General features: G+C 60.7%; 13 protein-coding genes. 10 read left to right on the plus strand and 3 right to left on the minus strand.

The genetic code is table 11. The features are described 5' to 3' along the window. Window positions 1-31 precede the first annotated feature (31 nt). The 4 genes from C484_RS07760 (at window position 32) to acnA (ending at window position 6554) form a co-directional block, all read left to right on the plus strand. Window positions 32-316: a hypothetical protein gene (locus C484_RS07760; protein WP_006825398.1), complete on the plus strand. Its 285-nt coding sequence runs from the start codon at window positions 32-34 to the stop codon at window positions 314-316. 61 nt (window positions 317-377) lie between these two features. Then, window positions 378-1127 (plus strand): helix-turn-helix domain-containing protein, encoded by a 750-nt coding sequence (locus C484_RS07765; RefSeq protein WP_006825399.1) that lies wholly within the window; start codon window positions 378-380, stop codon window positions 1125-1127. Window positions 1128-1187: 60 nt separating this feature from the next. Then, entirely contained in the window at window positions 1188-3578 is a 2391-nt protein-coding gene (locus tag C484_RS07770; protein WP_160164227.1) for a heavy metal translocating P-type ATPase, read from the plus strand. Between the two features lie 186 nt (window positions 3579-3764). Continuing rightward, window positions 3765-6554, plus strand: a complete 2790-nt coding sequence (acnA, locus tag C484_RS07775) for an aconitate hydratase AcnA (protein ID WP_006825401.1) — start codon at window positions 3765-3767, stop codon at window positions 6552-6554. Window positions 6555-6785: 231 nt separating this feature from the next. On the opposite strand, the gene C484_RS24005 is transcribed toward acnA, so the two are convergent. Then, a complete protein-coding gene (locus C484_RS24005) occupies window positions 6786-6995 on the minus strand; it encodes a hypothetical protein (RefSeq protein WP_204366376.1) in 210 nt (69 codons plus the stop codon). Between the two features lie 70 nt (window positions 6996-7065). Here C484_RS24005 and C484_RS23615 point away from each other — a divergent pair, with 70 nt between their 5' ends. The 6 genes from C484_RS23615 (at window position 7066) to C484_RS07805 (ending at window position 12634) form a co-directional block, all read left to right on the plus strand. Further along, complete coding sequence (locus C484_RS23615; RefSeq protein ID WP_006825403.1) at window positions 7066-7227, plus strand: hypothetical protein; 162 nt, start codon at window positions 7066-7068, stop codon at window positions 7225-7227. Between the two features lie 32 nt (window positions 7228-7259). Next, window positions 7260-8522, plus strand: coding sequence for an RNA-guided endonuclease InsQ/TnpB family protein (locus C484_RS07785; protein WP_006825404.1), 1263 nt, complete (start codon window positions 7260-7262; stop codon window positions 8520-8522). Between the two features lie 217 nt (window positions 8523-8739). Continuing rightward, the gene (locus C484_RS07790; protein WP_006825405.1) at window positions 8740-9231 is read left to right on the plus strand and encodes a hypothetical protein; all 492 of its coding nucleotides are present in this window, start codon (window positions 8740-8742) and stop codon (window positions 9229-9231) included. A gap of 3 nt (window positions 9232-9234) precedes the next feature. Continuing rightward, entirely contained in the window at window positions 9235-9600 is a 366-nt protein-coding gene (locus C484_RS07795; protein WP_006825406.1) for a DUF7568 family protein, read from the plus strand. Between the two features lie 73 nt (window positions 9601-9673). Continuing rightward, window positions 9674-10069: a DUF7567 family protein gene (locus C484_RS07800; RefSeq protein ID WP_006825407.1), complete on the plus strand. Its 396-nt coding sequence runs from the start codon at window positions 9674-9676 to the stop codon at window positions 10067-10069. Window positions 10070-10291: 222 nt separating this feature from the next. Further along, the gene (locus C484_RS07805; RefSeq protein ID WP_006825408.1) at window positions 10292-12634 is read left to right on the plus strand and encodes a DUF4209 domain-containing protein; all 2343 of its coding nucleotides are present in this window, start codon (window positions 10292-10294) and stop codon (window positions 12632-12634) included. A gap of 224 nt (window positions 12635-12858) precedes the next feature. Here C484_RS07805 and C484_RS07810 read toward each other — a convergent pair whose 3' ends face one another. Both C484_RS07810 and C484_RS07815 read right to left on the minus strand, forming a co-directional pair. Continuing rightward, window positions 12859-13200 (minus strand): hypothetical protein, encoded by a 342-nt coding sequence (locus C484_RS07810; RefSeq protein WP_006825409.1) that lies wholly within the window; start codon window positions 13198-13200, stop codon window positions 12859-12861. Between the two features lie 177 nt (window positions 13201-13377). Then, a partial coding sequence (locus tag C484_RS07815) for a restriction endonuclease (RefSeq protein WP_049915143.1) occupies window positions 13378-14324 on the minus strand: 947 nt, incomplete at its 5' end.

Genomic DNA, 14324 nt, shown 5'->3' on the forward strand with positions numbered 1-14324 from the left:
TTCCTTAGTGGATCCCGGGAAACACCCAAGTATGTCAAATCAGCCTAAAGACGGTGTTCGTGTTTGGCTTGTCGAGCGGACGTACTCCGATGACGAACAGAATCTGATCATCCTCACCTACGCAACACCCGATGGCGAACAGTACTATCGGAAGGAACGAGCACTAACCTCATTCACCGACGTCCGAGATACGACGGCAGCAGTCGACGCTGAACCCGACAATCTCGGCACGGTCGATGACCCCGACCTCCAGGAACAATACGCGGCCGAAGCGCAGCGAATGCAGGAGGTCCACGACCCGGACGACGTGATCTGATACCCGCCAGTAGACATCGCCCCGGGCCATGGGTTATGTCGTAGGAGGCCGTACACAGGGTATGCGCGAACTCGTCTTCGCCCTCGAATACGAGCCGGGCTGTAACCGGGTGGCGGACGCCCTCGCCGACCACCCCGACGCCCGTGTCCGCTCGCTCTCGCTGCACGCCACTGCCGAGCGTCTCTGGCGGGTCGACCACGCCACCGGAACTCCTGAGGCGCTCGACGCCATCGAGGACGCCTTTCTCACCGGCGACTACTACGCTGACTGTCTCGCCACCGAGGACTGTGGCGCCACACAGACGACTCGTGTGCTGGATCGGACGGACGACACGCTCATCCTCTACTCCGACTGGGAGCGCACTCCGACCTGCGCCTCAGTTCCCCATATCGCTCGCGATCACCTCGGCGACGGCGTCTTGTTCGAGACCCGTCACGAGGGGCGCCACTACACGTGGCGACTCATCCACTCCGGCGATGGTGACGTGGCGGCGTTCTTCGACGCTCTCGAAGTCGCCGTGGGGGAGTGTGCACAAATGGAGATGCTCCGCACAGCGGACACAACAACATCAGCTGGGGGACGCGACGGGACACCGAGCGGCCTACCGCCAGCCCAAGAGGCCGCTCTTCAGGCTGCGGTTGAACACGGCTATTACGAGTCGCCCCGCGAGGTCGACGTCGGCGAGCTCGCCGGGCATCTCGACGTGCCACGGTCAACACTCACCTACCGACTCCGTCGGGCGGAAGAACATTTGGCGAAGCAACATGTCGCCGGCGAGCGGGTAGCTGAAGAACGGCTGGCATCACACTGACGCCAGTAGTTGGAATATTCCAATAAAGACCTATCGAACTCCCGCTCCTACCGTGAAGTGATGACAGAGAATCCGAATATAGCGGGACAGGCGAGCGGGGGCGGGCAGCGACAGGAGTTGACCGCCCGCTTCACCGTCCCCGAGATGGACTGTCCCTCCTGCGCCCAGAAGGTCGACAAGAGCCTCCAGCGCGTCGACGGCGTCGTCGACGCGACGCTCCAGCCGACCACCGGCACGGCGACTGTTACGTACGACCCTGACCGAATCAGCGAATCCGACGTGGTCCAAGCGATCGAAGGTGCCGGCTATGAGGTCGTCGGAGGTTCGGACGCCGAGAGCGATGAGCGAGAGGAGTCGGGCAATGGCGTCGACATCGCGCCACCGTCGGAGGTCTGGACGAGTCCCCGCGCGAAGAAGACGTGGCTCGGCGCGGCGTTCGTCACGCTCGGTCTCCTCTTCGAGTTCCTCCTCACCGGGCAGAACGTCACAGTGGCGAGCGTCCTCGAGTACCCGCTCCATATCGCAGATGTTCTGTTCCTCGGCGCCGTCGCGGCCAGTGGCATCCCGGTCGTCCGTAGCGGGTACTACTCCGCGAAGAACCGAAGTCTGGACATCGACCTGCTGATGGGGACGGCGATCATCGCGGCGACCGGTATCGGCTACTTCGTCGAGGCCGCCACGCTGGCCGTCCTGTTCAGCATCGCCGAACTGCTCGAGGACTATGCGATGGACAGGGCACGGGACTCCCTGCGCGAGCTGATGGAACTCTCGCCCGACGAGGCGACCGTCCGTCGCGATGGTGAGGAAGTGACCGTTCCCGCCGAGGAGGTCGACGTTGGCGAGACCGTCGTCGTCCGCCCCGGCGACAAGATTCCGCTCGACGGGACGGTCATCGACGGCGAGAGTGCAGTCGACCAGTCGCCGATTACGGGCGAGAGTGTCCCCGTCGACAAGGCTACCGGTGACGAGGTCTACGCCGGCGCGATCAACGAAGAGGGGTACCTCGAGGTAGAGGTTACCTCGACCGCTGGCGATTCGACGCTCTCGCGCATCATCGAGATGGTACAGGGTGCACAGGCGAAGAAAACCGAGTCTGAGCAGTTCGTCGACCGCTTCTCGGGCTACTACACGCCTCTCGTCGTCGCGCTGGCAATCCTGACCGCCGCCATCCCGCCGCTGGTCATTGCCGACCCGGTGTCGGTGGACCTAGCCGGCTACGGGTTCACCTTCGCGGGCGACTGGCAGTCATGGTTCATCCGCGGGCTCACGCTGCTGGTGATCGCCTGCCCGTGTGCGTTCGTCATCTCCACACCCGTTTCGGTGGTGTCGGGCATCACGAGCGCCGCGAAGAACGGCGTCCTGATCAAGGGCGGAAACTACCTAGAAGCGATGGGCGAGGTCGACGCCGTCGCCGTCGACAAGACCGGGACGCTCACCAAGGGCGAACTCGCCGTCACCGACGTCGTTCCGGTGGGTGACACCACGGAGGACGATCTGCTCCGTCGCGCCGCCGGGCTGGAGCGGCGCAGTGAGCATCCCATCGCTACGGCGATTCTCGCCCGGGCGGAGGAGGCAGGCGTAGGCAACCTGCCCGACCCGACTGGCTTCGAGAGCCTCACCGGGAGGGGCATCCGCGGCGAGATCGACGGCAAGACGTACTATGCGGGCAAGCCCGCGCTCTTCGAGGAGCTCGGCTTCGACCTCGCTCGGGCACGCCGCGAGACGGACGGCGGTGTCATGGCGGAAGAGGCAGCCGAGTCCGACGCCGGCGCGTTCGCCGAACATGCCCTCTCCGCGCTGGAGCGGGAGGGCAAGACGGTCGTTATCGTCGGGACGAAGTCGGAACTGCTGGGTGCGATCGCCATCGCCGACGAGGTGCGCCCGGCCTCAAAGCGGGCCGTCGAACGCCTGCACGAGTTGGGCGTCAAGCGCGTGGTAATGTTGACCGGCGACAACGAGGGAACTGCCCGCGCTATCGCCGAGCAGGTCGGTGTCGATGAGTATCGCGCAGAACTCCTGCCCGACGAGAAGGTCGACGCTGTCGAGAAATTACAGGCAGAGTACGGTGAGGTCGCGATGGTCGGTGACGGCATCAACGACGCGCCCGCGCTCGCCACCGCGGAGGTCGGCATCGCGATGGGCGCAGCCGGCACCGACACCGCTCTTGAGACGGCCGATATTGCGTTGATGGGCGACGATGTCGGGAAGCTCCCGTACCTGTACGACCTGTCGCGTACGGCCAACGGCGTGATCCGGCAGAACATCTGGGCGAGCCTCGGCGTAAAGCTCCTGCTGGCGCTGGGCGTGCCGCTGGGTCTGGTCAGCGTTGCGTTGGCGGTCGTTGTCGGTGATATGGGGATGAGCCTCGGTGTCACCGGGAACGCGATGCGGTTGTCGCGAATCGCGCCTGAACGCATGGACGGTAAGACTGGCCAAGAAATGGGTGTATGAACCCATGAAGACTAGCGAGAAAGACAGTGCCACCTTATGCAGAACTGTGTCACTCGTCGAACACGAGAGCAACGAGCTCTCTGAACCCCTTCGGGCAGGTCCAACGAACACGTCGAACTGCTCGAATCCCGTCTCCCGAGAACGGGAACAAGAATAAGGTTACTCCGTTTGAAATCTTCCACAATAATGAACCCTTTCAATGCGATCCGCGAGTTCGAAGCCGATGGAACGACCTACAAAATGGCCGACCTCACCGTCCTCGAAGAGGAAGGCCTCTGTGAACTTGACAAACTCCCGGTCAGTATCCGTGTTATGCTTGAATCCGTCCTCCGTAACGCCGACGGGGAGGACATTACCGAGGACGACATCCGGGCCCTCGCTGGCTGGCAACCGGACGTTCCCGACGCCGACATCCCGTTCCAGCCGTCCCGGGTTATCCTCCAGGACCTCACCGGCGTCCCCGCCGTTGTAGACCTCGCGGCACTCCGATCGGCCGTCGAACGCAAGGACCGCGACCCAACCCTCGTCGAACCCGAAGTCCCCATCGACCTGGTCATCGACCACAGCGTCCAAGTGGACTACTTCGGCAACGAGGACGCCTACGAGAAGAACGTCAAACTCGAATACGAGCGCAACAGCGAACGGTACCGGGCGCTGAAGTGGGCGCAAAACGCCTTCGACGACTTCAGTGTCGTGCCGCCAGGGACGGGTATCGTCCACCAGGTGAATCTGGAGTATCTCGGGCAAGTCGTCCACGAACGCGAGCAGAACGGCGAGAACTGGCTGTTCCCAGACACCCTCGTCGGGACCGACAGCCACACGCCGATGATTGGTGGCATCGGCGTCGTCGGCTGGGGCGTCGGCGGTATTGAAGCCGAAGCCGCGATGCTCGGCCAGCCCATCACGATGAACCTCCCCGAGGTTGTCGGCGTGAAACTCACAGGTGAACTCCCCGAGGGTGCGACGGCGACTGACCTCGTACTGCACGTCACCGAACTGCTGCGGGATGTCGGTGTTGTCGATCGATTCGTTGAGTTCTATGGGCCCGCCGTGGAGACGCTGACTGTTCCTGATCGGGCGACAATCGCGAATATGGCGCCCGAGCAGGGCTCGACCATCAGCATGTTCCCCGTCGACGAGGCCACCTTGGACTACCTCGAACTGACGGGCCGCGACGAGGACCACATCGAGCTCGTCCGAAAGTATCTGGACGCCCAGGGGCTGTTCGGTGAGCAGAACCCCGAGTACACCGAGACGGTCGAACTGGACCTCTCGACCGTGACGCCGAGTCTCGCCGGCCCCAAGAAACCCCAGTCCCGCGTCGAGATGGGTGACATGCGAACCCACTTCCGGGAATTACTCCACGGCGAGTTCGAGGACGAACTCGACGACGCTGACGAGGAGGCGCTGGCCCGGTGGCTCGGTGAGAGCGACCAATCGATGGGGCAGACCGACGGCGGCAAGGCGGTCGTGGACACCGGTCGAGACCGCCCCGACCTCGACCCTCTCACGAAGCGCGCCTCCGTGAATATCGACGGCAACGACGTCGAAATCGGGCACGGGAGCGTCGTCGTTAGCGCCATCACCAGCTGTACCAACACGTCGAATCCCTCCGTGATGCTGGCAGCCGGGCTCCTGGCGAAAAACGCCGTCGAGCGTGGCCTCGACGTCCCGGACTACGTTAAGACAAGCCTCGCGCCCGGCAGCCGCGTCGTCACCCAGTACCTCGAAGCATCGGGGCTGTTGCCATACCTCGAAGACCTGGGTTACAACGTCGTGGGCTACGGCTGTACGACCTGCATCGGGAATGCAGGGCCGCTCCCGGAGCCGATCGAGACCGCTATCGACGAACACGACCTCTGGACGACGAGCGTACTCTCCGGGAATCGGAACTTCGAGGCGCGCATCCATCCAAAAGTGCGCGCGAACTACCTCGCCAGCCCGCCGCTGGTGGTGGCGTACGGGCTCGCTGGGCGGATGGACATCGATCTGGAGCAGGACCCGCTGGGGTACGACGAGGACGGCAACCCGGTCTATCTGGCGGACCTCTGGCCAGACAGCGACGAGATCCACGAAGCCGTCCACGACTTCGTCGACCCGTCGATGTTCGAGGAGAAGTACGCCGAAGTGTTCGAAGGCGACGAGCGATGGGACGCGCTGGAGGCCCCGACGGGCGAGGTCTACGAGTGGGACGAGGACTCGACATACATCCGGGAGCCGCCGTTCTTCAAAGATTTCCCGCTGGAGAAACCCAGCGTCTCTAACGTCGAGGATGCACGGTGTCTGCTAACGCTGGGTGACACGGTTACGACTGACCACATCAGTCCTGCCGGGCCGTTCGGGACGGATCAGCCGGCCGGCCAGTGGCTGATGGACCACGGTGTCGAGCCCCACGAGTTCAACACGTACGGTGCCCGCCGGGGTAACCACGAGGTGATGATGCGAGGCACGTTCGCCAACGTCCGCATCGAGAATCAGATGCTCGACGACGTCGAGGGCGGGTACACCATCCACCATCCGACTGGTGAGCAGACGACCGTGTTCGAGGCCAGCCAGCGGTACCGCGAGGAGGGAACTCCACTCGTCGTGATGGCGGGCGAGGAGTTCGGGACTGGGTCGAGCCGTGACTGGGCGGCGAAGGGGACCGACCTTCTCGGTGTTCGTGCGACCATCGCGGAAAGCTACGAGCGCATCTATCGGGACAATCTCGTCGGAATGGGTGTGTTGCCGTTGCAGTTCCAGGACGGTGACTCCTGGGAGGCGCTTGGATTGGACGGGTCAGAGGTCTACACGATCTACGGGTTGGACGACGAGTTGGAGCCGATGGCCGAGTTGACGGTGACTGCGGAGCGGTCGGACGGGTCGTCGGTTGAGTTCCCGGTGACGGCCCAGGTGGGCACACCTGCCGGGGTGCGATACATCGAACACGGCGGCATCCTACACTACGTCCTTCGACAGCTGCTAACCGAATCGTGACGCTTTCAAAGTGTCTCCTCGACCAGTAAGATCGCGAATTTCCGATTCCGTCGCTCGGAATTAGCGTAGCCCTCTGAAACGGCACATCGTGTTTTGTGCGTGAATACATCTCAAGAGTGTTTCCAGTTCAATCAACGGTAAAATGACCATCGTAGCTTTCACACCCGATGCCGTAGCGATCACCGTCGAGTGGGCGAACAATATCCTGTGATCGAGTGAGGCCAGAGTTGTTTATTCCGCGCCGGCGATGGGTGCCGGCGCAGCTGGAGCGAGCAACGATTCCCGGTGCGTCGGCGTTTCGAGGTGTTCGAGATGCATATGGTGATTTACGCACTGGTAGAGGCATCGACGCACGACGACGCGCTGGCCACCGGAAAGTCGGTGTTCGACCGCTTGGTCGGCGCGGACCCACACGCCGGCGCCGTCTTCGAACGAAGTCACCGTAACTCTCAGAGCCAGACGGCGTCGCCAACATTCAAATACGAAACCGGGGATACCCGGGAGCGCATCGATGGGCGATAACGATCTCAAAGCCGTCGAGGACGACCGTGAGGGACTTCAGAGTCTGTTGGTCGAACAAGCACAGGCAGGCGTTCCAGAGCAAGTCCTCGTCGGGCTTCTCCGAGAACAGGCCGCCGAGATCGAACGGTTCGGCTACATTCCGCGCCGATGAGAGCGACCCGACCAGCAGGAAATAAGCAAGCGATGAAACGGATCAATACTTTCGAGGTGCGTCCCCGCTCGGAGTCGGATGAGGCCCTCCTACAAGACGTCATGGACGCGACGGCGAGCTTCTGGAACGAGCTGAACTATGCCCGCCGCCAGCGGTTCTTCGATGACGAGAACATCTGGGAGACCAATGAGTTTCGCGGACAGTACAAAGGCCAACTCGGCGCTGCCGGCGTCCAGACGGTGACACGAAAGAACAACGCCGCCTGGAAGTCGTTTTTCGCGCTATTGGAAAGCGGTGAAGACGCGTCCCCACCGGGCTACTGGGGGAATCAAGAGGACGGGCGAGATCTCCGGCTGTTCGTTCGGAACGATTCGTACGAGATCGAGTGGGGCGACTACTCCCGGGTCGAAATTCCGGTCGGCCAGGATCTCAAAGAGAAGTATGGACTGGGGTACTACGAACGGCTCCGACTGGAGGTGCGTGGCGATCCGAAGTGGTCCGGCGAACAGGGGCGACTGGAAATTCAATACGACGAGGTTGAAGGCACCTATCGAGCATATCAACCAGTCTCAGTCGACGACTCGGAACTGGATTCACCACTGGCTTCGGAAGAAGCCGCCCTCGATTTAGGTGCCAACAATCTCGTTGCCTGTACGACCACGACAGGGGAACGGTACCTCTACGACGGTGAGGAGCTGTTCGAGCAGTTCCGTTCGACAACCGAAGAGATCGCGCGCCTGTCGTCCAAGCTGCCGCCAGAGCGGGACACGAGCCAACGAATCCGCCGGCTCTACCGCAAACGCTCCCGCCGGCGGACCCATGCCCAGAAGGCCCTCATCCGTGACCTTGTTGAACGATTACACGACGAGGGGATCGCAACGGTGTACATTGGCGACCTCACCGGCGTCATCGAAATCCAACCATCCCCTGAAATCAACGAGAAGCTGGAGAACTTTTGGGCGTTCAAGCAGTTCGTCGATCAGCTGCGGTCCGTCTGTGAGGAGTATGGAATCGAGGTAGCGGAGAAGACCGAGGCATGGACGAGTCAGACGTGTCCGGAATGCGGGGAGCAAGCCGAGACAGTTCGACATCGAGAGACCCTGACCTGCCCCTGCGGGTTCGAGGGACACGCCGATCTCACAGCCGCAGAGACGTTCCTGCGGCGGATCACCGAGCAGCAAGTCAGGCCGATGGCGCGGCCCGTGCGGTTCCAGTGGGACAACCACGAGTGGCGTTCGACCACAGACGCCCCCGAGATCGGGACAAATCCCAACGAACAGCGCACAAACCCGTAAGTCACTCCCGTGGAACGCCGTATCCAGCGTGGAGGAACCTCGTTTCGAGGTGGACGTCAATATGTGACGTTTGACGAGCTGAGCAGTAAAAGACGATTTCTCTATGAAGTTGAGCTGTACTAAGAGTACCAGTCAGGATTTGTTTGTTCGCGCCGGTGAGAGAGCGGCGCGCGTTGGGTCAAGTAGCGGTTAGCCCACGGGCGCTGAGGTGGTTTAGATGCATTTGGTCATTTACGCCCTCGTAGAGGCATCGACAGAAGACGAAGCATTGGCTGCAGGGAAGTCAGTATTCAGGCAGTTGGTCGGCGCTGAGCCCCAATCCGGTGCTGTATTTGATTACTTTGTCGCCTTCGACGAGGAGGACACGAGGGTCGCTGGCTCGGCCCGATGGGGGGAGTTGCCGACGGCAGCCCCCGTCGACTCTGATGACGGCCAGGAGCTCCTCGAGCGTGGCTGGGAGGCGACGAAGGAGGAATTCGAGCGCAATCTGGACCGGGTGAAAGAGGCCATCGACGAGCTCTCCGACGAGGAGATCATGCGCGACGAGGACCTCGCCCGGCACGCCTTCCACAAGGTCGGTGTGTACGACGGCCCGACGATCTTCCTGTACACCGAACACGGAACCGGCATTCGCCACCGTGGACAGCTGGATCGACTCCTCGAAGAAAGTGAAGAGCTCTGGATCGTGCCCGCTGACGTCCACTTCTGAATAATGCCTCGCATCACCAACTGGCGACGCGAGAGTCGCTCGCCGACGCTTGCGTATCGGAACACCGAGACCGGTGCGCGAGCCGTCCTGCATCGAGCCCCGGACTCCTACCGGTACAAATGGCGTGGAGCTATCATCGTCGACGGCTACCCGGTCTGGTCGCGGGGATACGAGACGAAGGACGCGACGTCGTTCCGTGACGAACTCCGGGAGCGGCCCGCGCCGGACCTCAGCTGCCCGGTGTGTCCGAACGACGACGTTCGCGTCGGCGAGAAGGCGGCAGACGGGGCGAAAATCCAGCGGTGGTACGACTGCCCCGACTGTGGGTACGAATCCCCCTCACGCATCGTCTACGGCGCCGAACGGTGAGTGAGCGAGCGGTGGGCGCTGTTTTTCGGCCGGGCACGAGGTGGTGGCCCGGTACGACCGGATGAGTCAACCAATGAGTCTCGAAGTACTTGACCGACACAGCGAGGCACTGTTCGAGTTCCTCTGGTGTCCCGTCTGCGGACAGGAGGTCTTCACTCACATCCCCTTCGAGGGGGTGTTCTGCAAGAACTGCAACACCCAGGTCGAACTCCAAGAATCCCGCGAGACACGCGGCTACGAGGAGGCCGTGCTCGCCTGCTTCGATTCAAGCACGACCTGGAACCTCCACGTCGACGAGAAACTGCGGCGCGACCTGCCTGATGGGTCGGCCCGCGTGAAGATCCTCGGCGCACCGGGCGCCTACAAGGTCGACTGGTGGAGTCCGGAGCCGGGGGAGGACTGGGAACCTGTCGAGCGCGGCGAGTTCGACGACGTCGAGGAACCATCAGAGGTGTCGCATCTCGCTTAGTGGTCTTTATTTAATCCACAACAGGTAATGCTTCTCAGCGAACCTGGTGAATACAGTGGTTGTTCTCCTGGCCGCGGGCGATTTGATGATCACCTCACTGTCGTCGGGGACGAGGAACTCACTACGGACCTGGAAGCGGGTCTCAGACAGATTGAGTAGAGCGCCAGTTCAAGAGTAGTACGTGCCTGTCACCTTTACATAATCTAAGACCTGGTATTCCGTATGGTCCGGTTACTCGATGCGTTCGACAGGGCACGGGCAGATCCCGGAGAGGATTTCCACTTTGCTCTGCAGTTAGACCGACTTTTCCAATCAGTGGAAGGCGAGGAAGAGCTCGGCGACGAGACCCGGCTCCACCTCGACGAGATGGACGGCGAATACCTGCTACCCGAACTCGTGGACAATCTTGAGGGCTGGTACATTGACCACACATTCCGATCAGCCCGTGACGCACTCGACCAGTTCGAGGACGCCATTGCCGACGCAGAGGACCGCGAATGGGTGAACATCGCTTCCCAATACCAATATCGTCGGATCCGTCTCAAAGCAGGATTACAGGGCCATGACGTTACAAACGAACTTGAAGAAGTACTCGAGTTCCTAGAAAACTGCCACACAGACGACTCCCCCAGCTTCACGACCTCAATAATCGAGGCCGCAATCGACAACATCGACGACATACCGGATCCCCACAGAGACCGGTGGATAGACCTCATTAAGAAGAACGCAGACGCTTACCGTACAGATAACCGCTTCAACCAGCTCAGAGAATACCTTCGGCTGTTGCACGAGTTCAAACGAGCATGCGACCGTGACACATCGGACGTGGAAACCGCACTCGTCGACTCTTACCGAAGAGAAGCCGAACTCGTTGAGCGGGAGAGCCTGTTGCAGAAGGCTGACATCCTCCAGAGTGGGGTTGCCGAGTGTGCCGAATATCTAAGCGACGAACAGAAGCGCGACTGGAAACAGGAAGCCCTCCAAGCCCGCCGGACCGGGACCGAAACCGAACTACACGAACTCAACCCGGACGATCTGGACGTGGACGGGGTTGAGGGCGAAAGCCTCCAGCAGGCTGTCGCCGAAGAAATGGAGCACAACACCCAGGTCTACGTCGACTGGTTCAAGCATGTGAAGCAAGCCTCCGGATCCGGCTCGTACGCACTCTACTGCCTGGCACTCTCCAGTAGCCTCATCCCCGACCCGAATAAGATTCGCTTGTCAACGGAGGAGTTCGTCATCTCCCAGCTCGTCAGCCGCCGGATCATCTCCCCGGAAGCACATACACTCTCCGTCGACCCCTCGGACACTGAGTCGATCCCGAACAATTACAGCCACTATGCAGCAGGGAAGATGTCATCGCTGGGAAACGCACTATACCGTCTGATCAAGGAAGGCCACCTCACCTTATCCCACATCTTCCACATATTCACGATTGGAGACACGCTTTCCCCCGATACAGAAGCTTTCCTCACTGACGCACTGCTTGAACTCCACGAAGACAACCACCGCCCAGCGCTGTTCCTCTTCGTCCCACATCTCGAAGCAACAATCGTCGACACCCTCCAATCTGTCGGACGACCAGCATACACAATCATCGACGATGGAACTCAGCAACAGCTCCTTGGCGGACTGTTCATCGACGGACGGGACCTGTTTGGACGCCACTACGCCATCTACCTCCGGTACCGATATACGAGCCGGGAAGGAATGAACCTCCGAAACCGGCTTTCCCACGGCCAGCTTCGGTACTGGAATGCAAACTATCTGAACGCGGTCCTAACCCTGTTCGACACTCTGAAATGCCTCATCACACTCAATAGCGCCGACTATCTGAACTACTTCGGTATTCCTCAGCAGACCCTCTCCCCGTCCACACAGTACGACCAGGAAACCGACCTATCCCTGTTCACAGACCTGAACAAGCAGATCATCGGCTACGGCACCTCAACCGACGGTCACACCCTAGTCGTGATTCGCGAAAACGGCCACGAGGACCACACCGAACTCTTCGTCGACCGTGGTCGCGTCCACCGTTATCTCATCGACGGGACCGGACTGACACGGGACGAAATCGAAAACGAAATCGACCAACTCCGCGACGACTACCCTAACATCCCAGACAGCATCAACTACACCTGGCTCGACCAGAATGACCTGATCCTCCATACCATCACAGACGTAATCGACGACCAGACCGCCGCTCCTGCCGATGCACCCACCCAGGACACTATCATCGAACACGCGAAAGTCCGCGGCATAGACGAAAGCACGACCCGGACCGCGCTACGGCGGCTTGAGGAAAGGGACGACATCACGACAGGAGAGATCGACGGAGAAACGGTCGTCCCCGCCGACGAGTGTCTGAACATTTTTGAACAGGCCACCAGCGTCACCGGCATCGGCGAAACGCTTGCGTGGCGCGTCGCTAACCACTTCGACAGCGAACAGGCGTTCTTGGACGCAGACCAAGACGCATTCCAAGCGGTTCCCGGTATCGGCCCCGACCGGGCAGACCGACTAGCGACCGACCGTACATCACCCTCCACCGTGTCAGAAGAGTGACCGCGGTCCAGCCATAGAAATCGGAGCGGTGGACTACGAACCCGGCCGCCCCGTCATCCGCGAATGCCGACAAGCAGGTTTGCTCCGGCTCGAAGTACCCGGCCGAAGTCGACGAACTACTAGCTCAACCAAGCTAGTCGTTAATTGGACACTCCCAAGGTTCGTGTTATGAAGAGTAGGAGCGCCCAATATAGGATTCTTCGGAACGAATGATTTGCAGATTGCTACTGAGAGTTGCGAATCCGCTGTCGAGCTCGAGAATCCAATACCTGCTGTGCATAGACTGAATCCTCTCGGTCGCTTTCCGCGGCCCATTCAAACGCTTGACGGGAAATTTGTTTCATCAGTAGCTCGCCGTTTTCTATTTTCCAGCCAAACGGTTCTTTAGGGTCTAATCCCCGCTCTCGAAGTATTTCACCATCCACACGTAGAGCCATTACGAGGTCGTCCCCGTATTCAGCTGCTTGTTCCGGGCTCAGTACCAAGTTATCGAGGAATCCATCGCTGTTCGGCTTGGGCGTCATCCACTCGACGGTCCACTCATCACCGACCGGCTTGGAAGGCATACCTGTAGAATAGTCGTTGTTCGATAAATGGACAGGGAAACACAGGTTCGTATTAGAATGAAAAGTTTGCGCTCAGAGCAGATCGATGTCAGAGGCGAGATATCATCAACATCCTCGGGAGGTTTTTGAATACCGTCGAACCTGGGCCGAGCGGTGACCAATTCGACACCTCGGCCCTCAGATTACGCCTCCGAGTGCGAGGATGCCAAGCAGTAGTACAACTGCAGTAACTACCCCACCAGTCATGAGGACCTTGTTCTCCATCGCCTTCTCGTGGATGGGCATGGCGGCGTATTCCTCGCGAAATGCCTCGAGGTTCTCCTCGTCGTAGAAGTACTTCGTCTTCAGCGCGAACCGTTCCGTCACCGCACAGCCCGTACAGATCGGCTCGCCTTCCAGCCGCTCCGTTTTGATGTGGCTGGAGCAGGCGATGGCTCCGCAATTCGGACAGTAGGTGTACGTCTCGTCGACGCCGCTCGTGTCACAGTGGACGCACCGATGGATGCTGTCCTCGGCTGTCACTCGTGACGGGCCTGCTGCGTAGTACTCGTATGGGTAGGTGTATTCCTTGATGTCGGTGGTCTGCCGAACTTCGGGGAGGTACACTGGTTCGATCAACTGGACGGAGATGTCCGAGCGGTTCGGCTCGCAGGTCTTGTTGTACGTGACGTTGTTGTCGCCGGTGTAGGTCACCGTCGTCGTGTGGTGCTGCTGGAGGCGCTCGACGGCCCATTCCTTGTACTCCGTTTGGGTTTGTCCGAACCTGCGCTCCTCGACATCGTCGAACACCTCTCCGAACTGCTCGGTGTCGAGGTCGACCGTCGCGTGGAGATTCTCGGTGACCAGCGTCCCGACGTCCTCATCGACGACCTGCGGCTGCCCGCGTTCGGCGTGGGCAACGAATCGCGTCCGGTCGTTGATCCGGTGGATGACGCCCACCGACGTCTCGAAGACAGCGTTCGTGTCCGCGGTAACCGCGACCACCGGGCGGAACGTCACCGCTGAATGCGGTTCTGGCAGGTCGGCAGCCTCGATGTTCTCGATGTCGCGGAACGCCTCCATGACGGGCGCGTCGACGTCGGCGGCCGGATCGTACGGGCGGAGCGTCTCGTCGCAGAGAATCT

This window comes from Natrialba taiwanensis DSM 12281, from assembly GCF_000337595.1.
Classification (GTDB): Archaea; Halobacteriota; Halobacteria; order Halobacteriales; family Natrialbaceae; genus Natrialba; species Natrialba taiwanensis.